This window comes from Polynucleobacter bastaniensis (assembly GCF_018882205.1).
GTDB classification, from domain to species: Bacteria; Pseudomonadota; Gammaproteobacteria; order Burkholderiales; family Burkholderiaceae; genus Polynucleobacter; species Polynucleobacter bastaniensis.
In genome coordinates this window covers 116,502-137,899 of the sequence record NZ_JACVOU010000003.1, presented here as the reverse complement: position 1 = coordinate 137,899, position 21,398 = coordinate 116,502, and the positions used below count along the sequence as shown (strand labels likewise).

19 protein-coding genes, 2 tRNA genes and 1 riboswitch are annotated in these 21,398 nt (G+C 45.6%); of the genes, 16 read left to right on the top strand and 5 right to left on the bottom strand.

Annotated elements, in window-relative coordinates; all coding sequences use genetic code 11:
- Positions 1-43: 43 nt before the first annotated feature.
- Positions 44-1,264: a CaiB/BaiF CoA transferase family protein gene (locus tag ICN22_RS06700; protein WP_216169497.1), complete on the top strand. Its 1,221-nt coding sequence runs from the start codon at positions 44-46 to the stop codon at positions 1,262-1,264.
- Here ICN22_RS06700 and ICN22_RS06695 read toward each other — a convergent pair.
- Together ICN22_RS06695 and ICN22_RS06690 are read right to left on the bottom strand one after the other, a co-directional pair.
- The gene (locus ICN22_RS06695; protein WP_216169496.1) at positions 1,261-2,268 is read right to left on the bottom strand and encodes a tripartite tricarboxylate transporter substrate binding protein; all 1,008 of its coding nucleotides are present in this window, start codon (positions 2,266-2,268) and stop codon (positions 1,261-1,263) included. The two genes, ICN22_RS06700 and ICN22_RS06695, sit on opposite strands and share 4 nt — an antisense overlap.
- A gap of 25 nt (positions 2,269-2,293) precedes the next feature.
- A complete protein-coding gene (locus ICN22_RS06690) occupies positions 2,294-3,775 on the bottom strand; it encodes an NAD-dependent succinate-semialdehyde dehydrogenase (protein WP_216169495.1) in 1,482 nt (493 codons plus the stop codon).
- A gap of 149 nt (positions 3,776-3,924) precedes the next feature.
- On the opposite strand from ICN22_RS06690, the gene ICN22_RS06685 reads away from it, so the two are divergent.
- The 9 genes from ICN22_RS06685 to thiE all read left to right on the top strand — a co-directional run bounded on the left by ICN22_RS06685 (position 3,925) and on the right by thiE (position 12,838).
- Positions 3,925-4,914, top strand: a complete 990-nt coding sequence (locus ICN22_RS06685) for an NADP-dependent oxidoreductase (RefSeq protein ID WP_216169494.1) — start codon at positions 3,925-3,927, stop codon at positions 4,912-4,914.
- A gap of 26 nt (positions 4,915-4,940) precedes the next feature.
- On the top strand, positions 4,941-6,176 hold the full coding sequence (locus ICN22_RS06680; protein ID WP_216169493.1) for an MFS transporter: 1,236 nt from the start codon (positions 4,941-4,943) through the stop codon (positions 6,174-6,176).
- A gap of 204 nt (positions 6,177-6,380) precedes the next feature.
- Positions 6,381-6,455 (top strand) — tRNA-Arg (locus ICN22_RS06675).
- Positions 6,456-6,664: 209 nt separating this feature from the next.
- Positions 6,665-7,516, top strand: a complete 852-nt coding sequence (locus ICN22_RS06670; protein WP_216169492.1) for an NUDIX hydrolase — start codon at positions 6,665-6,667, stop codon at positions 7,514-7,516.
- Positions 7,517-7,591: 75 nt separating this feature from the next.
- Positions 7,592-7,698, top strand: a riboswitch (TPP riboswitch).
- A gap of 41 nt (positions 7,699-7,739) precedes the next feature.
- Positions 7,740-9,677 carry a phosphomethylpyrimidine synthase ThiC gene (gene thiC, locus ICN22_RS06665; protein ID WP_216863502.1) on the top strand — a complete coding sequence of 646 codons (1,938 nt, stop codon included), beginning with the start codon at positions 7,740-7,742 and terminating at the stop codon, positions 9,675-9,677.
- Positions 9,678-10,829 carry an FAD-dependent oxidoreductase gene (locus ICN22_RS06660; protein ID WP_369411573.1) on the top strand — a complete coding sequence of 384 codons (1,152 nt, stop codon included), beginning with the start codon at positions 9,678-9,680 and terminating at the stop codon, positions 10,827-10,829.
- Complete coding sequence (gene thiS, locus ICN22_RS06655; RefSeq protein WP_216169491.1) at positions 10,820-11,017, top strand: sulfur carrier protein ThiS; 198 nt, start codon at positions 10,820-10,822, stop codon at positions 11,015-11,017. The genes ICN22_RS06660 and thiS overlap by 10 nt, the downstream gene beginning before the upstream one ends.
- 63 nt (positions 11,018-11,080) lie before the next feature.
- Positions 11,081-11,899, top strand: coding sequence for a thiazole synthase (locus tag ICN22_RS06650; protein ID WP_216169490.1), 819 nt, complete (start codon positions 11,081-11,083; stop codon positions 11,897-11,899).
- 12 nt (positions 11,900-11,911) lie between these two features.
- The gene (gene thiE / locus ICN22_RS06645; RefSeq protein WP_216169489.1) at positions 11,912-12,838 is read left to right on the top strand and encodes a thiamine phosphate synthase; all 927 of its coding nucleotides are present in this window, start codon (positions 11,912-11,914) and stop codon (positions 12,836-12,838) included.
- Between the two features lie 59 nt (positions 12,839-12,897).
- Here thiE and thiD read toward each other — a convergent pair whose 3' ends face one another.
- Positions 12,898-13,782, bottom strand: a complete 885-nt coding sequence (thiD, locus tag ICN22_RS06640; RefSeq protein ID WP_216169488.1) for a bifunctional hydroxymethylpyrimidine kinase/phosphomethylpyrimidine kinase — start codon at positions 13,780-13,782, stop codon at positions 12,898-12,900.
- 21 nt (positions 13,783-13,803) lie between these two features.
- On the opposite strand from thiD, the gene ICN22_RS06635 reads away from it, so the two are divergent.
- A tRNA-Asn gene (locus ICN22_RS06635) sits at positions 13,804-13,878 on the top strand.
- A gap of 63 nt (positions 13,879-13,941) precedes the next feature.
- On the opposite strand, the gene ICN22_RS06630 is transcribed toward ICN22_RS06635, so the two are convergent.
- Complete coding sequence (locus ICN22_RS06630) at positions 13,942-14,526, bottom strand: hypothetical protein (RefSeq protein ID WP_216169487.1); 585 nt, start codon at positions 14,524-14,526, stop codon at positions 13,942-13,944.
- A gap of 206 nt (positions 14,527-14,732) precedes the next feature.
- Here ICN22_RS06630 and ICN22_RS06625 point away from each other — a divergent pair, with 206 nt between their 5' ends.
- Positions 14,733-15,764, top strand: a complete 1,032-nt coding sequence (locus ICN22_RS06625) for a Bug family tripartite tricarboxylate transporter substrate binding protein (RefSeq protein ID WP_216169486.1) — start codon at positions 14,733-14,735, stop codon at positions 15,762-15,764.
- 95 nt (positions 15,765-15,859) lie between these two features.
- On the opposite strand, the gene ICN22_RS06620 is transcribed toward ICN22_RS06625, so the two are convergent.
- Positions 15,860-17,515: a thiamine pyrophosphate-dependent enzyme gene (locus ICN22_RS06620; RefSeq protein WP_216169485.1), complete on the bottom strand. Its 1,656-nt coding sequence runs from the start codon at positions 17,513-17,515 to the stop codon at positions 15,860-15,862.
- A gap of 179 nt (positions 17,516-17,694) precedes the next feature.
- On the opposite strand from ICN22_RS06620, the gene ICN22_RS06615 reads away from it, so the two are divergent.
- From ICN22_RS06615 to ICN22_RS06600, 4 genes are read left to right on the top strand one after another with little or no spacing between them, the layout of a single operon-like run.
- A complete protein-coding gene (locus tag ICN22_RS06615; RefSeq protein WP_216169484.1) occupies positions 17,695-18,564 on the top strand; it encodes a fumarylacetoacetate hydrolase family protein in 870 nt (289 codons plus the stop codon).
- A gap of 37 nt (positions 18,565-18,601) precedes the next feature.
- Complete coding sequence (locus ICN22_RS06610) at positions 18,602-19,900, top strand: peptidase U32 family protein (protein ID WP_216169483.1); 1,299 nt, start codon at positions 18,602-18,604, stop codon at positions 19,898-19,900.
- Between the two features lie 22 nt (positions 19,901-19,922).
- Positions 19,923-20,459 carry a hypothetical protein gene (locus tag ICN22_RS06605; protein ID WP_216169482.1) on the top strand — a complete coding sequence of 179 codons (537 nt, stop codon included), beginning with the start codon at positions 19,923-19,925 and terminating at the stop codon, positions 20,457-20,459.
- Between the two features lie 6 nt (positions 20,460-20,465).
- Positions 20,466-21,392 carry a transporter gene (locus tag ICN22_RS06600; protein ID WP_216169481.1) on the top strand — a complete coding sequence of 309 codons (927 nt, stop codon included), beginning with the start codon at positions 20,466-20,468 and terminating at the stop codon, positions 21,390-21,392.
- The last annotated feature ends 6 nt before the right edge of the window (positions 21,393-21,398 follow it).

Sequence of the window (21,398 nt, the reverse complement as noted above, 5' to 3'; positions counted from 1 at the left end):
GAATTTTCCTGAATTACCCTTTTTTTCATGCCAAAATTGCAGGATGGGAGCCTTAAGTCATATTCGCGTTTTAGACCTCAGCCGTGTGCTTGCCGGCCCCTGGTGTACTCAAAATCTCGCCGACCTCGGTGCAGATGTCATTAAGGTTGAAAAACCGGGTGAAGGCGACGATACACGCCACTGGGGCCCTCCATTTGCGAGAGATCAAAGTGGCAAAGATACGGCTGAAAGTGCGTATTTCATATCCATTAACCGCAATAAACGCTCTATTACGGTCGATATTAGCAAGCCCGAAGGCCAAGAAATCATTCGCCAGCTCGCAAAAGAGTCCGATGTAGTCATTGAGAACTACAAAGTTGGGCAACTGGCTAAGTACGGGCTGGATTACGAGAGCTTAATCAAAGTAAAGCCCGATCTCATTTACTGCTCTATTACTGGATTCGGGCAATTTGGGCCCTACTCAAAACGCCCTGGATATGATTTTATTGTCCAAGGAATGGGAGGCTTTATGAGCGTTACCGGTGAGGCGGATGACTTTCCAGGTGCTAGCCCACAAAAAGCGGGGGTTGCAATCGCCGACATCTTTACCGGGATGTACGCCACCACCTCCATCTTGGCGGCCATTGCCCATAAAAACCATACTGGCGAAGGTCAATACATTGACTTGGCCCTCTTGGATACGCAAATAGCAGTCATGGCAAATGTGGCTAGCGCCTATTTATGCTCAGATGAAATCCCCAAACGCTGGGGCAATGCATCCCCAACGATAGTGCCTTATCAAACACTTCCCACATCAGATGGCTGGATGATTGTTGCAGCTGGAAATAATGGCCAATTCAGGCATTTTGTTACCGCAGGTAATGAAGCCCATTTAGCCGACAATCCTTTGTATTCTGAGAATCCAATGAGGGTGAAGCACCGCGAACAGCTAGTACCTCTGCTGGAGGAAATGACGAGAAAGAAAACCAAGGCGCAGTGGATCGCCTTACTTGAAAAAGCAAATGTACCCTGCGGACCAATTAATAATTTTCAAGAGGTATTTGAAAATGAACAGGTCAAAGCCCGTGACATTCAAATGAATGTGCCCCACCCCACGGCTGGCAGCATGAAGTTGGTAGCGAGCCCAATTCGACTTTCAAAAACGCCTGTGGAAGTCAGAATGGCACCCCCAACCTTGGGACAACATACTGATGAGATCCTACGCGAGAGACTGGGTCTTAACGCGCAGGATATCAATTCACTGAGAGAAAATGGTTCGATCTAATCGAGCTTGCCAATTTTTCTAACTACTTCATTCATCTTGGCAATGTCCTTATCCCAAAAGATTTGGAATTCAGGTTCGTCAAGATAGTCGATAGGGCTGCCTGCATTTCCAATGGTTGAGCGAATGGAATTGTCGTTAACGGCAACTCTCAATGCATCGCGATACTTTTTGACAATCGGCTCAGGCGTACTCTTCGGTACGAAAATCCCAGTCCATTGATTGTATTCAACGGGTATTCCGAGCTCTTTCAAAGATGGCACATCTGGTAGTGCAGCCATCCTGCCCGATCCAGTGTGCGCTAAGGCCCTCAGTTTTCCAGCCTTGACGTTTTGAACCACGGTTGATGGGCCACTAGCGACAATGTCTACCTCTCCACTTAGTACAGCCAATACAGCAGGGCCAGCACCACCATAGGGAATATGAACAACGAAAATGTTCTGATTTGTTTTTAGCATCTCCATTGGCAGCTGCATAGTTCCGTAGTTACCAGAAGAGCTGAAATTGTATTTACCAGGATACTTTTTGGCATCAGCAACAAACTCAGTCATGGTTTTCCATGGAGCATCATTCTTCACCACAATCACTAATGGATCAGAAGTAATGCGGCCAATTGGTCTGAGCTGGTTGGTTGTGTACGAAGCTGTTTTGCCAGCAATCTTATCTGTCTCTGGAATGGTTGAAACAGAGGACATCGCAAACAATACGTTATAGCCATCAGGCTTTGCTTTTGCTACATAGGCGTTACCGATTCCGCCACCTGCACCAGGTTTGTTTTCCATGATGATCGGCTTTTCAAGATTTTTAGCCATGCCGTCAGCAATGGGTCTGCCTACAACCGTGGCAACCCCACCTGGTGGAAATGGAATGATCATGGAAATGGGTCTGTTAGGCCATGACTCTTCCGCGGACGCTGACTGGCCAGAGGCGCTCTGGCTAAACAGCGATACTGCAGCAAATAAACAGCCTAATAAGATTCCGATTTTTTGTTTTTTCTTGGAATGCATTATTTTGTCTCCTCCGACTATTTTTTTATAGGCCTACGCAGACGTATTTCATCTCGAGGTATTCATCAATACCCCAAGAGCTGCCTTCTCTACCCAAACCAGATTGCTTGACACCGCCAAATGGGGCAACCTCGTTAGAGAAGAGGCCGGTGTTGACACCGACCATGCCAAACTCCAGAGCCTCAGCCACTTTCCAGATGCGACCGATATCACGGCTATAGAAATAAGAGGCCAATCCAAACTGGCTGTTATTAGCGAGCTTGACAACCTCTTCATCAGATTCAAAAGGAATGACTGGGGCAACTGGTCCAAAGGTTTCTTCAGTTACCACTAGCATGGAATTACTTACATTAGCCAAAATGGTAGGCTCAAAAAAAGTACCGCCTCGCTCAGAAGAATTGCCGCCAGTCACCAAGGTCGCTCCCTTAGCCACTGCATCGGCAATATGCCTCTGGACTTTAGCCAGTGCATGTTCATCAATCAAGGGGCCTTGAGTCACACCAGGCTCTAGACCATGACCCACTTTGAGTAATTTTGTAGCAGCAGCGAACTTTTCAACAAATTCGTTATGAACTTTTTTATGTACATAAAAGCGGTTGGCTGCAACACAAGCTTGGCCAGCATTACGGTACTTAGCAAACATGGCTCCAGCAACTGCATTGTCAATGTTGGCATCTTCAAAAACAATAAATGGCGCATGACCACCCAACTCAAGGGCAATCTTTTTCACTGTTGGGGCGCACTGCATCATTAGCAACTTACCAACCTCAGTAGATCCGGTGAACGAGAGATGCTTAACCACTTGAGAATCACAAAGTGCTTTACCAATTGCGATGGAATTGTGAGCATCCGCGGTCAAAATATTGATCACACCATCAGGAACGCCTGCACGCGAAGCGAGTTCAGCCAATGCCAATGCTGACAACGGTGTTTGTTCAGCAGGCTTAATAACAATAGAGCAACCTGCTGCCAGTGCTGGAGATACTTTTCTAGTAATCATGGCGCTTGGGAAGTTCCAAGGAGTAATCGCAACGCACACTCCAATGGGTTGCTTTAGCACCATCAAACGCTTGTCTTCCCAAGTTGAACTAGGAATGGCGCCAGTTACTCGTTTCGCTTCTTCAGCAAACCACTCAATAAAAGAAGATCCATAATGAATCTCACCTTTAGCTTCAACCAAAGGCTTGCCTTGCTCTAGAGACATGATGATCCCAAGATCTTCGGTGTGCTCTGTAATCAAGTCAAACCACTTACGCATCACTGCAGCACGCTCTTTGCCAGTTTTAGTACGCCATTGCGTAAATGCAGTTTCAGCCAATTCAACAGCCTCTAGTGCATCAGCAACATCAAGATTAGGAACCTGAGCGATTTCTTCGCCAGTCGCAGGGTTGGTTACTGAGAAAACTTTGCCAGATTTAGCTTGAAGCCATTTACCGCCGATAAATGCATCGCCCTTTAGGAGATTTTTATCTTTCAATAACGAACTAATATGATTTACTGCTGACATAAATAAATACTCCAAAGAATCTTGTAAGTGGCAAAATTGCTCATTAATTTAAAAAGTGTTTTGACCCAACAAATCAGTAAAAACCCTAGGCACATATTGCTTTGCCAAGGTGTTGATTATTCAATACGAAGAAAATTTTGCAATCAAAAATGAATACAAAAATTATTCTGCGTAACAGGCCAAATCAAACCGTAACACAAGATAACTTTCAATGCATTGACGCTGATATAGAGCCTCTCAGGAGCGGCCAAGTCCTGGTTTTAAATCAATGGCTTTCTCTGGATCCCTATGTGCGCGGCAGAATGAGTGAGCGCAAATCGTATGCGCCCTCTATGGCGCTTGGCGATGTTGTCCTGGGCGAAGGTATTGGAATCGTGATCGATTCCCAGTCCGATCAATTTAAGCCGGGAAATAAAGTCATTGGCATGCTGGGGTGGCAAACCCATGCCGTCATGAATTGCTCTGCAATTAAGCTTATTCCTGAAATTCCTTTTTCGGAAACCTGGCTTCTGGGAGCCGCAGGAATGCCTGGAATTACCGCCTGGATCGGAATGATGGATATTTGCAAGCCCCAAGCTGGTGAAACCATCCTCATTAGCTCTGCCGCAGGATCCGTAGGGAGTGTCGCTGGCCAACTTGCCAAACTACAGGGTGCTCATGTCATTGGAGTAGCAGGCTCTGAGGAAAAATGCATTTATGTGCAGGATGTATTGAATTTTGATCATTGCTTGTCTTATCAGCACAGTAATTGGCTTAACAACTTAAATAAATCCGCTCCTAATGGCATAGATGGGGTGTTTGAGAATGTTGGGGGCGCCCTGTTTGATAGCCTGATTCCTCAAATGAACCCCTTCTCCCGCATTGCCATCTGCGGACTGATTGCCGAGGGCCTTGAGGAGCATCTCCACAGCATCAATCTGCGCACCTTACTAGCTAATCGCATGTTAATTCAGGGATTTATCGTCTCTGATCATGTCGCTCGCTGGCGGGAGATCCAAAAGCAACTCATAGACCTCATAGTCGAACAAAAGATCCAAGTGCATGAAAAAATCACTGAAAACCTGCAAAACGCACCCCAGACCTTCATTGATCTGCTTGAAGGCAGGTGTTTAACTAAACAAATAATCAAGCTATCCTAAGGGCTAGACATATTGAGAAAATATACATGACAGCCCAATCTAGCCCATCTAACATCCTCACACTGAAGAATCTACTGATCTTTGGCGGGCTGATGGTAACTTTTTCCATGGGTATACGCCACGGATTTGGGCTCTTTAACCTTCCCATTACCTCTGCCAATGGTTGGGGGCGTGAAACCTTTGCTCTGACTATCGCATTACAAAATTTAATTTGGGGCGCAGTTCAACCGATCACTGGGGCATTGGCTGATCGTTACGGCGCACTCAAAATCATGATTGCTGGGGGTGCACTGTATGCACTCGGTTTAGCCGGTATGGCGATCTCAACAGACGCACTGAGTTTTGCATTTGCAGGTGGATTACTCATCGGTCTTGCGCAAACTGCAACTACCTATAGCGTGGTGTATGGAATCTTAGGTCGTAATGTTGCTCCTGAAAAAAGAGTGTGGGCCATGGGCATCACTGCAGCAGCTGGATCATTCGGACAATTTTTAATGATTCCAGTTGAGCAAGGTTTACTGTCAAACTTTGGTGCCAATGATGCGCTAATCGTGCTAGCGCTCATGGCAAGCCTCATGATTCCGATTGCATTTATGTTGCGCGAACCCAATGCCGCAAATATGCAGCAAGCTAATAATCAAACTATCAAAGAAGCTTTAAAAGAGGCGATGGGTAACCCCAGCTTTAGATTACTCACCTTGGGATATTTTGTTTGCGGATTTCAGGTGGTATTTATTGCGGTTCATTTAGCGCCTTACCTAAAAGATTTATCCAAGATATATCCCGATGTTGGAGCGCCGTTTGTTGCAACTACCGCCCTCGCATTGATTGGTCTATTTAATATTTTTGGAACCTATGCCGCCGGAATATTGGGTCAACGTTTTCCAAAGCGCTACCTCTTGTCAGGCATCTATATCAGTAGGTCTGTAGCGATCATCGCTTTTGTTTATTTACCCCTGAGCCCAACTACTACCTATATCTTTGCAGCCATCATGGGCTTCTTGTGGCTCTCTACTATCCCATTAACCAATGCCATCGTTGCACAGATTTTTGGCGTGAAGTATCTCTCTATGCTCTCGGGTCTCGTATTCTTCTCTCATCAACTTGGCAGCTTCTGCGGAGCTTATTTTGGTGGTTACCTGTTTGATCGCACCGGCTCCTATCTGATCGTTTGGAATATTGCGATTGCCTTAGGTGTGTTTGCATTCTTAATTAATTTTCCAGTAAAAGAGCGGGCAATTCATCGCCTTACTACTGCTTAATTTTTTTAATGTCGATTTCTATTTCGCGCTTCGTTTCATACGCGCTATCGCTAGTGATATTTGGAATTATTTTCCTTGCATACTTTGCACCAGAGTTAACAGTTGCAATCACTAATCAAGTGTGGGCGATGTGTGGTTGGTAATCGGTGGATAATGTAACTTGCCCTAGCATCCTTTTTATAAAAACGTTTTACTTTTTTTAATCTTGCCGTAGCACAATGGATAGTGCACATGCCTCCTAAGCGTGGGATACAGGTTCGATTCCTGTCGGCGGGACCACTTCCCAATCAGAACTTATCCACAGCCTTTGTGGATAAATACCCAAAAGTTTTCGTAAGTCTAAGATTTGTATAGAGTGATCTAGCTTGCTTAATTTATGAGCATTTACCTTTAACAAAAATATATGTAGATCGTTGTTGACAATTTAAATTTATTTATGAATTTTTAACTCAGTTTTTGGTAATCAGAATTTCTCTTACACTTAAGGCATGCATAAGCTCAATACCAAACTCACCACCAGCACCATCGCCGCCTTAGAGGAATTGCTCCAAAATACCGCAAGGCCAGCTCCGCCGGATTACTTACCGATCCATTTTTTAGGTGGCTACACAGCTGGACAGGTTATTGGGCATATAAGCCCTGACTTCACGGCCTATTTACTCGAATTCTTAGCAAAAAACCCAATCCAACATATAGAAATAGGCCACGATCGTCTGACTATTCACTATGCAAGACCACTGGAACTCTCTAAAAGCCTCTCGAACATAGCTGATCAGATGCGCCAAGGTGGTTTTATTCCAGGTTGGAGGAATGAGGATTTCGCTTGGATTGACCAAAATGGTCATGAATACTTCCGTTTGGAACGCTCTGCTTTCCGTGCTTTTGGCTTTCGTAGCATGGCAACCCATATCAACGGCTATACCAAGGCGGGCAATCTATGGTTTGGGCGACGCAGCGAGACCAAGTCTACTGATCCAGGCCGTCTCGATAATCTGGCCGCAGGCGGTATTGGGGCAGATGAAACCCCTTGGGTAAACGCCCGCAGGGAGTTATGGGAAGAAGCGGGTGTGCCATCCCAGATTTCTGATCAAATTGAGCCTGTGGGACGTATACACATGCGCCGCACCATCCCGGGCAGAGGCTTTCATGATGAGCAGCTCTATATTTATGACCTCGAACTAGCGGATAACTTTGTACCCACTAATTATGACGGGGAAGTGAGCGGTTTTATTGAAATCTCGCTTTCAGAGGCTGCAGCCCGCATTTTGGCTGATGAATTCACTAGTGATGCTGCCTTGGTGACTGCGGATTTCATTTTGCGCAATACCAGAACGGACTAAATCCTTCCAATATCGATTTCAGCGCTTGATTTTGATCACCCAGCAAAAAGGCATTTCGTGGTTAAATAAGACCTAAGGATGAAACAGGGGTGCCCTTGAGTGATTTTTGCTACGAGGCGCTGAGAAAGACCCTATAACCCGATCCAGGTAATGCTGGCGTGGGGAGTTTTCCATCAGACCGTCACCAGGTTTCGTCCATCTAAAAAACAGTCAGGAGATGGACATGAGCGATACCAATACAAAATCAAAACAAGAAATTCCTAGCTTAAAAAGCTTAGAGCGTGACTTTGGCCAAAAGTTTGCCTACCCCGCCTCTACTAAAACCTATCTAGAAGGTTCGCGTCCAGATATCAAAGCGCCGATTCGCATGATCGAACAATTATCAACTCGCGTGGGTGAAGAAATGGTACCCAATCCCCCAGTACCGGTTTATGACACATCAGGTCCCTACAGTGATCCAGAGATCGTGATCAATCTTGAAAAAGGTTTGCCTTTATTACGCAAGAACTGGATTGAAGAACGTAATGACACAGTGCAGTTAACTGGTCCAAGCTCCGAATACGGCCTTGCCCGCTCACAAGATGCAGCTACGCAGAACTTACGTTTTGCCCATATCAATCCGCCACGTGTTGCTAAAGCGGGCCAGAATGTCAGCCAAATGTATTACGCCCGCAAAGGCATCGTAACTCCTGAAATGGAATACGTTGCTTTACGTGAATCCATGGGTTTTGAGCAATTACGTAAGAATCCAGAATACAAACAACTGCTCAAGCAACACCCAGGCAAGAGCTACGGTGCAAATCTGCCTGACATCGTTACTGGTGAGTTCGTGCGTTCTGAAATCGCTGCTGGTCGTGCGATTATTCCAGCGAACATTAATCACCTAGAACTCGAGCCAATGATTATTGGTCGCAACTTCCGTGTGAAGATTAACGGCAACTTGGGTAACTCTGCTGTGACCTCTTCTATAAATGAAGAAGTAGAAAAAATGGTGTGGTCAATCCGATGGGGTGCAGACACCATCATGGATCTTTCAACAGGCAAGCATATTCATGAAACTCGTGAGTGGATTATTCGTAACTCACCAGTTCCAATTGGCACCGTTCCAATCTACCAAGCACTTGATAAGACCGGCGGTATTGCAGAAGATCTCACTTGGGAAATGTTCCGCGATACCTTAGTAGAACAAGCTGAGCAAGGTATTGACTACTTCACTATTCATGCTGGCGTATTACTACGTTACGTACCATTAACCGCTGATCGTATTACTGGCATCGTCTCTCGTGGCGGCTCCATCATGGCGAAGTGGTGCTTGGCTCACCATAAAGAAAACTTCCTCTACACGAAGTTTGATGAGATTTGCGAAATCATGAAAGCCTATGACGTGTCATTTAGCTTGGGTGATGGCTTGCGTCCTGGTTGTATTGCTGACTCGAATGATGCCGCGCAGTTTGGCGAGCTGCACACCCTTGGTGAACTGACTGCCAAAGCCTGGAAGCATGATGTGCAAGTCATGATCGAAGGTCCTGGTCACGTGCCAATGCAGCGCATTGAAGAGAATATGACTGAAGAGTTGAAGCACTGCCTAGAGGCACCCTTCTACACTCTCGGACCATTGATTACTGATATCGCTCCTGGTTACGATCACATCACCAGCGGTATTGGTGCTGCACAAATTGGTTGGTACGGTACAGCAATGCTTTGTTACGTCACCCCAAAAGAGCATCTAGGTTTGCCAGATAAAGAAGATGTACGTACCGGCATCATCACTTACAAAATTGCAGCCCATGGTGCAGACTTAGCAAAAGGCTTACCGGGTGCTCAAGTGCGAGATAACGCTTTATCCAAAGCCCGCTTTGAGTTCCGCTGGGAAGATCAATTTAATCTTGGCTTAGATCCTGAGCGTGCTCGTGAGTACCACGATGCTACCTTGCCTGCAGAGGGTGCGAAGATTGCCCACTTCTGCTCAATGTGTGGACCGAAGTTCTGCTCAATGAAGATCACGCAAGAAGTACGTGATTACGCGGCGACTTTGGATGCTGACGGCAATCCTAAGTCGAAAGTCATTCCGATCACTGCAGAAGCCTCTACCGATCCACAAAAAGGAATGGAAGAGATGTCAGCTGAGTTCCGTAAGCGCGGTAGTGAGATTTATCAGTAAGTGAGTCACGTATTCTCAAACGGCAAATATGCCATCGTTGGCGCCGGCCTGATGGGTCGGTTGCTAGCGGTCGCGCTTGCTAAACGCGGCGCTCAGGTAGAGCTGTTTGAGAAAGGTGGTTCGGATGCTAACTTAGCGGCAGCTCGTATTGCGGCCGCTATGTTGGCTCCCTTAGCAGAGTCTGCCATTACTGAAGATAACGTGGTGCGCATGGGTGTTCACAGTCTGCCACGCTGGAAGCAACTCATCGATGAATTAGCAAAGCCAGTATTCTTTCAACAAGATGGCACTCTGATCTTATGGCATCGTCAAGATACCAGTGATGCAGAGCGCTTTGCCTCCCATCTGGAAAGAAATTGTGATCACAATCCGGCGCTTTCTAAACCGATTCATTTGGATAGTCAGTCCCTTACAGAAATTGAGCCTAGTGTTGCTGAGCGGTTTACCCAAGGACTCTATCTTCCCAATGAAGGCCAACTCGATAATCGTCAATTATTAGAAGCTTTATTAGTTGAGCTGAATTTAATGAAGGCGCCTTGTCATTGGAATCAAGCTGCTGATCCAGCACAACTTTGCACTCAAAAGAATGGTTTTGATTGGGTTATCGATTGTCGTGGACTGGGTGCTAAGATTTCTTGGGGGGAAGCTGGTGGAGCTTCTAAAGATTTAAGGGGCGTACGTGGTGAAGTGATTCGCCTACATGCTCCTGAAGTAAAGCTGCGTCGCCCTACTCGCCTAATCCATCCGCGCTATCCAATTTATATCGCCCCTAAGGAGGATGATGTCTATGTTGTTGGCGCAACAGAAATTGAATCTGAAGATCTTTCTCCAATGAGTGTGCGCTCCGCCCTAGAATTACTCAGTGCGGTGTATACCGTCCATAGCGGCTTTGCTGAAGCACGTATTTTGGAAATGGCAACGCAATGTCGCCCTACGCTCAAAGATAATCTGCCGGAAATCGCAGTTGATCGAAAACCAAATCAAGCTGGTCTGATGATGATCAATGGACTCTATCGACATGGTTTTATGATCTCACCAGCGATTCTGGATTGCGCATTAGAAATATTAGCTTGTGGCTCTAGCAGCACAGCGATTGACTTAGGTCTTCAGGTAACTGCTGCAGCTGATCAGGAGCTCAGTGCATGCGCATAATGGTCAATCAAGTTACCAAAGAAGTTCCCGATCAGTGCACGATTGATGATGTATTGCTACTCATCGATGCAAAGCCACCCTTTGCTGTTGCCATCAATTATGAATTCGTTCCCAAGACAAGGCATGCAGAAAAGGTCTTGCGTGAAGGTGATGAGATGGAAGTGATTGCACCAGTCACTGGCGGCTAATTAAGAAACGAACACATCAAGAAATCAATATAGACAAAAGTAAAAAAAAAGTAATTAATCAATATGACAGCCCCCTTACCAAACTCTTTAAATACGGCCGATCCATTGCTGCTGTACGGCGAGACTTTTGCTAGTCGCTTATTGCTAGGAACCTCGCGCTATCCTTCACCACAGGTTTTAGAAAATGCGGTGAAGCAATCTAATCCCGGAATGATTACGGTCAGTCTGCGTCGGCAAGGGACATCCACTACAGAAGCGCACTCTGGTTTTTGGGATCTCTTAAAGAAAATGGCTGTACCAGTTTTACCGAATACCGCAGGATGTCATAGCCCGAAAGAGGTGATTACTACTGCAAAGATGGCACGTGAAGTATTTGAGACGAATTGGATTAAGTTAGAGCTCATCGGCGATGACTACACTTTGCAACCGGATACCTTACGTTTAGTTGACACTGCAGAAACTTTGATTAAAGATGGCTTCAAGGTTTTACCTTATTGCACTGAAGATCTGATTTTGTGCCAACGCTTGGTGGATGTGGGATGCCAGGCTGTCATGCCATGGGCTGCTCCAATTGGTACAGGTCAAGGCCCTTTAAATCCTTATGCATTAAAACTGTTACGTGACCGCTTAAAAGTTCCGCTATTGGTAGATGCTGGCCTAGGCCTACCTTCGCATGCATGCAGTGTGATGGAGTGGGGTTTTGATGGCGTCTTACTCAATACGGCTGTTGCGCTAGCGGATGATCCAGTGGCGATGGCCAAAGCATTTGCAATGTCAGTCCATGCTGGTCGCACTGCCTACCTCTCTGGTGCCATGAAAGCCCAACAATCGGCTCAAGCGAGTACGCCTTTAGTTGGCACGCCTTTTTGGCATCAAAGTTAAAGAATTAATGAGATGAGCTTAGTACGCGACCTTGCAGATCAAATTGTTGCAGCTCATGTCAATGATGATGTGTGCTTACCGATCCCAACGTACAGCGTGTCATCGCCTCCACCACAAATTGATAATGAACATGCTGCCGATCACTATGAGCTAGCAGGCGCACTGGCATCGGTTGAGATGGGCTTTATCGAATGTGATGCCAAAGTATTGGGCAAGGCATGGTCACGCATGGCTCACCAAGATGGTGGATTTAATCCATCTAAATGGCCCTCTAGGCCCGAGCATTTTGATTTACTCCCTTGGACTCGCAACATGAACCCCAATGCATTTGCGGAGTGCCCTCAACGTTTGGGTTTATATGCTGTTATGCAAGATGCTGATTGGGTAAAGCGTGCCATTGAGGCTGAAGTGCCAACGGTGCAACTGCGCCTTAAATCAGATGATCGCAGACTGATCCGTAAGCAGATTGCACAATCTGTTGAAGCAGTCAAAGGCAGCAAGACTTTGCTCTTTATTAATGATTATTGGCAAGAGGCGATTGAAGCTGATGCCTACGGTGTTCATCTGGGGCAAGAAGATTTAGAAGTGGCAGACTTGGACGCAATTCGGTCTGCAGGTCTTCGCTTAGGTCTTAGTACCCACGGCTATGCTGAGATGGTTTATGCAGATCGCTTTTGCCCAAGTTATATTGCCATGGGTGCAGTCTTTGCAACCAATCTCAAAAAGATGGCTACCGCGCCTCAAGGCTTGGGACGATTATATAAATATGCTCAATTGATGAATCACTATCCTCTAGTAGCCATTGGCGGCATTGATGAAAGTAGTATTCATGCGGTGGCACAGAGCGGTGTTGGCTCGGTTGCAGTTGTCAGGGCAATTAGTGGATCGAGTGATCCAAAGGCAGCTGTGAAGCGACTTCAAGAGCTCATGAAAACCTAGTCCTTAATCTTGAGTCTTTAATCGTTAATCTTTAATCTTTAATCTTTAATCTTTAATCTTTAATACTTACCCTCTTCTTCTGGCAATGCAGTTGGATAAAAATCATGCATATGCCATAAAGGTCCCGGGCCCTCACCAATACTCAAGAAGCGCCCTTTCTCCAGCCCCGCCTCAACATACGAAATTGCCTTAGCAACCGCATGAGAAAGATCGTGACCATCCGCTAAATAAGTTGCAATCGCTGATGACAGTGAGCAACCAGTGCCATGGGTGTTAAGCGTGTTAACGCGGTAGTGCTTGAATTCTTTGGACTGAACCACCTCAAGACCATCTTCAATAGTTCGCCACATCAGAAAATCTGTCAGCTGAGTATGACTAGCATCCAGATGTCCGCCTTTGATCAAGACTGCTTGAGGACCCATCTCGAGCAACTCTTGTGCTGCCATCTTGAATTCATTGACCCCTTCAATCTCACGACCCAAGAGCAAGCCCGCTTCTTCCATATTAGGAGTAATTAAGCTTGCCATTGGAAATAATTCTTTAATCATTGCCTGAGCAGTATCGTCTCCACCAAGACTGGCGCCTGAAGTAGCCCTGAGCACAGGATCGAGGACGATTCTTTTAGCGCCATGGCGCTTGAGGGCTGATGCCACAGTGCGAACGATTTCTGGGCTGGCCAACATGCCAATCTTGACAATATCCACACCAATATCCATAAATACTGCGTCGATTTGGGCCTCAACCACATCAAGATCAATATCCTGAATACGAGTCACACCCAAAGTATTCTGGGCAGTAATGGCCGTGATGGCCGTCATTCCGTAGCCACCTAGAGCTGTGATTACTTTGAGGTCGGCCTGAATGCCCGCGCCACCGCCACTATCGGATCCAGCGATGGTCAATACTTTAGGGATCTGTACAGAACTTGGTGTAGATGTTTTCATCTTGCTATAATATCGGCTTATTCCTCGATAGCTCAGCGGTAGAGCAGCAGACTGTTAATCTGTTGGTCCGTGGTTCGATCCCACGTCGAGGAGCCAAATACAAGAAAACCACCTTTTTAGGTGGTTTTTTCTTCGGTGATTCGAGTGAATCGATTGAGCCTAGATCAAGCTCTTCTTTTTTAGATTAGCGAGGCGGTTATTTAGGGTCTTAATAGTGAGAAGATTAAGCTTGTCGCCTTCCGACCAATTACTGCCTTTCCACTCGATACCTTCTGGTGTAACGTTGGCAAAAGGCTCTTTACCCTCTTTTGCGTAGCTTTCCAAAATAGCAATCAGTGCTGGGCGATCATCAGATCCTCCCGCATCTTTAATGGCATCTAAGATTGGCTTGGTGATCGTATCGCCATAGGTGACTTTAGAGTCCGGATGCTTTGCTGCTACCTGCTCGTCAAAGATGTATTCATGTGGCCACTCAAATACATTTCTAGCTGAATTTTTTACTGACTCTGGGCTGACTGTTGTGCTTGTGGGATTTTTAGGATCAATCGGTAAATTGAGCCCTGTGATCCAAGCCTCGAATTCTGCGATACGGGCATAGCGTTTTTCTTCACTATCGCGCTTTTGCTCTTCTTGGGAGAGTAACAAAGTAACCCAAGCCCAGGCGATGTCTTTAGGTGTAGCAAACTCTTGCGCCAATATGCCGCTCGCTTTTTTCAGGATAGGCTTGGATGTGAGTTTTGTCATTGGGTGCTTTCTGCATACTGGAGTAGGCGGCTTCAATTCAAGATGGAAAGCTCGCCACAGCCCCGTAGGATACTCTTCATTAGGCTGGATTGAGGCCGAAATGGACCTTTCAATCACCCTAAACCTAGTTGTCACTTGCTCTGTTATGCTTTTGTTACTGAATTAAAAATCATCATTAGAGTGAATTTAGTAAACAGGAGATAGCTATGATTCGAAGTAAGCTTTTAAATGTATTTATTCGTTTGCCCCTATTCTTTACGGCAGCGATAGCCATATTGATTGGCACTAGCCATACATCTGTAGCTCAATCAGATTACCCTAATAAACCCATACGTTTTATTGTTCCCTTTCCTGCTGGCGGGGCCACCGATAACATTGCCCGACCACTCCAAAACGAGCTCCTCAATACCGTAAAGTGGAATGTCATTATTGACAATAAGCCAGGTGCAGGCGGCAATATTGGCGCGGAATTAGTTTCTAAAGCGGCTCCCGATGGCTATACCTGGCTCATGGCATCAGTTGGTACACATGGTATTAACTTACCTCTGTACACCCAGGGTGGCGGAAAATTACCATTTGATCCGGTGAAGGATTTCACTCCCATTACATTGGTGGCAGAGTTGCCTAACGTCTTGGTTCTGAATCCTGAATTTGCCGCTAAAAATAAAATTAATACCGTGAATGATTTGATTGCGTATGCAAAAGCTAACCCTGGAAAAGTCAACATGGCTTCGAGTGGTAATGGCACCTCCATTCATATGGCGGGAGAGTTATTTAAATCCATGACAAAAACGTATATGGTGCACTTACCCTATAAGGGAAGTCCTCCAGCAGTCACTGATTTAATGGCAGGAAATGTAGACATCATGTTTGACAATCTCCCTTCTTCCATTAACTTTATTCGTGCAGGTCGTTTAAAGGCATTAGCAGTAACTAGCGCCAAACGCTCTCCTGCATTTCCGGATATGCCCACCATTGCAGAGGCAGCAAACTTACCAGGTTATGAAGCAACTTCTTGGTTTGGTGTTGTCGGACCTGCAAATATGCCAGCAGATGTTCTGAATAAAGATAGTGCTGTATTAATGGCCGCTATTAATAGCACTGCTGTGAAGGAAAAATATTTAGCGATGGGTGCACAGCCTGTTGGTAACACACCAGCTCAATTCTCAGCTTTCATTAAAAATGAAATTACGAAGTGGACAAAGGTTGTCAAAGATTCTGGAGCAAAAGTAGATTAAGCTTTAGAGGGTTAGCTTACTTAGTTACTCACTTAGTTACTTACTTCGTTACTTGGTTACTGACTTAGTTAAAGAGGAGCCTAGCTCCTCTTTTTTTACCCTAATTGAGAAAGCAGTTTAGTTGGGGTAATCACCTCTGGATCTAAGACCAGTTCAATCAAGGCACCTTTTTTACTGGCCAGTGCTTTTGCAAATGCCAGTGCAAATTCCTCAGTCTTGCTGACTCTAAAACCAGGCATTCCAAAACTATCTGCAAACTTCACAAAATCGGGGTTGGTTAAGCCAGTCGCAATCACGCGAGACTTAAACTCTCTTTCCTGATGCATGCGGATAGTACCAAGCATGCTGTTATTGACTACCAACACAATTGGATAAGCATCGTAACGAGCAGCCGTAGCCAATTCTTGGCAGTTCATCATAAAGTCGCCGTCACCACACACTGCGATAACTACTTTTTCTGGGCTCGCAATCTTGGCAGCAATTGAGGCAGGAAGACCATAGCCCATGGAGCCATTAGCAGGTGCTAATTGGGTTTTGTATTTCCCATAAGGATAAAAACGATGTACCCAGGTTGCAAAATTGCCAGCACCATTAGTAACAATTGCATCACGCGGTATGAGATCTGGTAATGAGTCCATGATGAATGCCAATTGCAAGTCGCCTTTGACAGTCACTGGACTAGAGAAAGCGAGATACTCATCATGAGCCTGCTTCATAGCGCTGCGGTCATGCTGAGCATTCATCTTCACCATGCTTAATGCTGAGCAGAAATTTTCTGGACTGCAATTGATAGCAAAGTCCGGTCGATATACACGGCCTAATTCTTCCGGGCCGGATAGCACATGTATTAACTTTGCTTTAGCTTGAGGAACAGTCAATATGCTGTAACCAGCAGTTGTCATCTCTCCAAGGCGCTCTCCGATAACCAACAAAATATCTGCCTCTTGAATACGCTTTACTAAAGCAGGATTAGCACCAATGCCTAGGTCACCCGCAAACGCAGGATCTAGATTATCAATCACATCTTGAGAGCGAAAGCTAGTTGCAACCGGTACGGCCTGCGCGTTTGCCCAAGAACGTAAAGCTTCGCATGCAGTGCTATTCCAATTGCCACCACCAGCGATCACCATGGGCTTTTTAGCGGAGGTAAAGGCAGCCATTGCTTGATCAAAACTGTGGAGATCTAAACCCGGCTGAACGATATGGGCAGCTTTGACGGGGTTTTCTTGACCGGTCATGTACAACACGTCTTCAGGCAAAGCTAATACAACCGGGCCTTTTCGACCTGCCTGAGCTACGTGGAATGCATGAGAAACAAATTCATCAATCCGATCGACACGATCAATGCTGCCAACCCATTTTGCACATTCTGAATACATCCGGCGATAGTCAATCTCTTGGAAGGCCTCACGCTCAACCATGTCAGTCCCAACTTGTCCAACTAATAAAACCATTGGTGTTGAGTCTTGATAGGCTGTGTGCATTCCAATCATGGCATTCGAGGCGCCAGGTCCACGGGTAACCATTAAAACGCCAGGGTGGCCCGTCAATTTTGCATAGGCCTCTGCCATATAAGCAGCGCCGCCCTCTTGTCGACAGGTGATGAATCGAAAATCAGGGTGATCAAGCAAGCCATTCAATAAAGGCAGAAAGCTTTCACCAGGAACGCCAAAGGCAATATCTACTCTCTGTCTTGCCAACGCGTTGGCGAGGATTTGGCCACCATTTAGCACTTTACTTGGGGTCTCCATGATATTGATAGGCTTTCTAAGGATTTTGGTTATTTATAACGAGTAGTAGCAAGTTATCACACTTTATCCAGTAATGAAGCCAATTGGACGGCTGGTTTAGGAGGCTTATCAATCTCTTGGACTACCCTATACTGCCATCTACTGACAACCAATAAACCAATGTAATTGGAGGCTTTGCAATGAGACTATTTAGCTATCGAGATTCAAGTGGCCAGGACGGCGTGGGCGCTCTCTTTACAGGGAGTTCAAATACCTTCATTAATCTATCTGCCACAGATCCTTCGATACCCAATAGCTTGCAAGCAATCATTGAATCACCAGAAGACTTAAATCGTGCTGCAGCAGCAATCCAAAATTCAAAAGCAATTAAAGGGGAGTTAGATGCCATTACTTTTAGATCTCCAATTGAGAAGCCTGGAAAAATTATCTGTATGGGTTTGAACTATGCTGACCATGCAAAAGAAGGTGGTAACGCTAGACCTGAATACCCGAGTTTTTTTATGCGTGGTCCTAGTTCATTAACAACCCACTTAAGCCCCATCATTCGACCTCGAGTTTCTGATAAGTTAGATTACGAAGCGGAGCTTGCCTTTGTAGTTGGTAAAAAGGCACGCCATCTGACATTAGATAACGCATTGGAATGTGTTGCGGGATACAGCATTTTTAATGATGGCAGTCTTCGAGATTACCAACGTAAAACTACCCAATGGACTATTGGAAAAAACTTTGATCAAACTGGTGCTTTTGGGCCATGGCTTGTAACCCCGGATGAGCTTCCCCTTGGCTGCGATGGCTTGAGAATTCAGTCTCGCTTGAATGGTCAAATCATGCAAAACGCCAATACCAAAGACTTTTTATGGAATGTGGCAGAGACCATTGTGCTAATAACAGAGTGCATGACGCTAGAACCTGGTGATCTTGTCATTACCGGAACCCCTGCTGGCGTTGGCTATGCAAGGACACCCCCTGTTTTTATGAAGCCAGGGGATATTTGTGAGATTGAAATTGAGTCCATTGGAATACTGCGTAACTCTATAGCGGATGAGTAATCAGGCTAAAGCTCACAGTAGACCTTAAAATATCACTATGACCAAGATTCCAGAACTCCTCGCCCCTGCCGGCAGCCTTTCCATGCTGCGTACCGCCTTTGACTTTGGTGCCGATGCTATTTACGCCGGACAGCCGCGTTATTCGCTGCGAGTACGTAATAACGACTTCGGAAAAATGGAGACGCTCAAAGAAGGTATTGATACTGCTCATGCTTTGGGTAAGAAGTTTTACCTTGTGTCCAATCTACTACCCCATGGTGGTAAGACCCGTACTTATATTAAAGACATGGATCCCGTAGTTGCATTAAAACCTGATGCCATGATCATGTCAGATCCTGGCCTCATCATGATGGCTAGAGAAGCTTGGCCAGATATGCCGATTCATTTATCGGTACAGGCTAATACGGTTAACGGTGCTTCTGCAAAATTCTGGCGCTCTGTTGGTATCAGTCGAGTGATTTTGTCACGCGAGCTATCTTTTGATGAAATCGAGGAAGTTCGTCAAGACTGTCCAGAAATGGAATTAGAAGTATTCGTACATGGCGCTTTGTGTATTGCTTACTCGGGCCGCTGCTTACTATCTGGCTACATGTCCCATCGCGACTCCAATCAAGGCGCCTGCACTAATGCCTGTCGCTGGGATTACAAGGTCAAGCCTGGCCAACAAAATACTAGCGGTGATGTAGTTCTTCTACAGGAAGCGCGACGTCCAGATGATTTAATGCCCATGGAAGAAGATGAGCATGGCACTTACATCATGAACTCTAAAGATTTACGTGCCATTGAGCATATCGAACGCTTAACTAAGATGGGTGTGGACTCATTCAAGATTGAGGGTCGCACCAAGTCGCCCTATTATGTTTCTCGCACCTGCCAGTCCTATCGCACTGCGATTGATGATGCAGTGGCTGGTCGTCCCATGAATATGTCACTGATTGGCAATCTCGAAGGTCTTGCAAATCGTGGCTATACCGATGGCTTCTATGAGCGTCACCACGATAAAGAGTATCAACTCTATATGCGCGGCCACTCCCTCTCGGGTAGAAGTCTGTATGTTGGCGAGACTTTAGAGATTGATAAGGCCTCAGGTCGCGTCAAGGTAGATGTAAAGAATCGTTTCTCGATTGGTGATAAGTTAGAAATCATTGAGCCCGAGGGCAATCAAGATATGGTGCTCGATGCCATGTGGAATCTCAAAGATGAGCCAATTGATGTTGCCCCTGGCTCAGGTCACTTTGTGTGGATTAAATTACCACTTAAGAGTAAGCATGCATTTATAGCGCGTTACACCCAGGAGCCAGCACCGGTTGAGGCTAGCTCTTGCAGTAACTGCTAATGAAATACTTCAGAAAGTTTTTATGAGTGCAACGTCGCCTAATTTGGCTCCTACACCAAACTTTAAAGAAAAAGCTAAAGAAGAGTTTGTCAAAGCATTTCAGCTAACTATTTACTTTGGAGCATGGTTCTGTGCTCTTGCTTTTTTAGGGGCAACATCATTGGATGAGAGGCCCATTCCTTTATCTATCTTTGGCTTTGCTTTATTCAAAGCTGCAGTCTGTGCCAAATTCATGCTACTTGCTCAGGCCGCATTCCCAATTAAAGTCAATAAGCAGCATGGAATTGTGAGCTCACTACTCTTAGAGTCTTTCATTTATCTCCTAGTTGTTTTAGGCTTAAATTATTTAGAAGCCGGAGTGCATGGGTTAATTCATGGAAAACCGTTTTTGATCTCCATGACTGAATTTGGACAATCTAATCCCTTGCGCGTAGTTGCCATGTCGATTGTGTACTGGTTAATTGTGTGGCCTTATTTACTCTTAACAGGGATGAGCATCATGCTTGGCAGCAACGCTACCCTCAAGATTTTGTTTGGTGACAAATCAAAACTTAGCTAATCAAACTTGAGTCATATAGCTCGGATCATAAAGTTACACTCCATTTTTCAAGGCCAAGCTTTTGGAATAGGTGTTTGGCTACTTCTCATTACAGGCGCTTTACTACCAGCCCTATCTTATGCCCAAGAAATCGAGGCGCGTACCTATTCCAATGCACCTATTGGAATTAACTTCATCAGCGCTGGGATTGCACAAGCCAAGTCTGGTAATTACACCCTGACCAGTGAAGTCATGGGTCTTACTCACATCTTTGATGCAGGAGGCCAATCCGGCAAGCTCACTCTAGTGCTTCCTTATGGCCAACTCACTGGGTCGAGCAACATTGGCGGGAAAACAGTTAATGCTAGTACTGAGGGGCTATCAGATCCGCTCATCAAAGCAGCAATTAACCTTTATGGTGCTCCAGCATTAACCCTAGATCAATTTAAGAGTTATCAGCAAGATCTGATTGTTGGTGTCAGTCTTGCAGCATCAGTGCCATGGGGCAAGTACGACGACAATCAACTCATTAATGTGGGCGCTAATCGTTGGTTTATTCAGCCAGGTCTTGGAATTTCTAAAGCACTTGGTCCTTGGCGATTTGAGCTCGCTGGTGCCGGCATTTTTTACACCAGTAATACCAACTTTATGGGCGGTAACTCGCTATCTCAAAACCCGGTTTACTCGACACAAACACACGCAATTTATTACTTTCAGAATACCGCCTGGATCTCAGTAGATGCCACTTACTTTATTGGCGGGCAATCATACCTAAATGGCAACCCGATTAGCGGCAGTCAAGAGAACTGGCGTTTTGGCACAACGATTTCCTACCCAGTAAATAAACATAATTCGATTCGTCTATCGGCGAGCACAGGGGCGTACTCAAGAACCAATAATAGCTATGACTTATATGGGATTTCTTGGCAATACCGCTTTGGCGGTGGCCTCTAGTTTTTT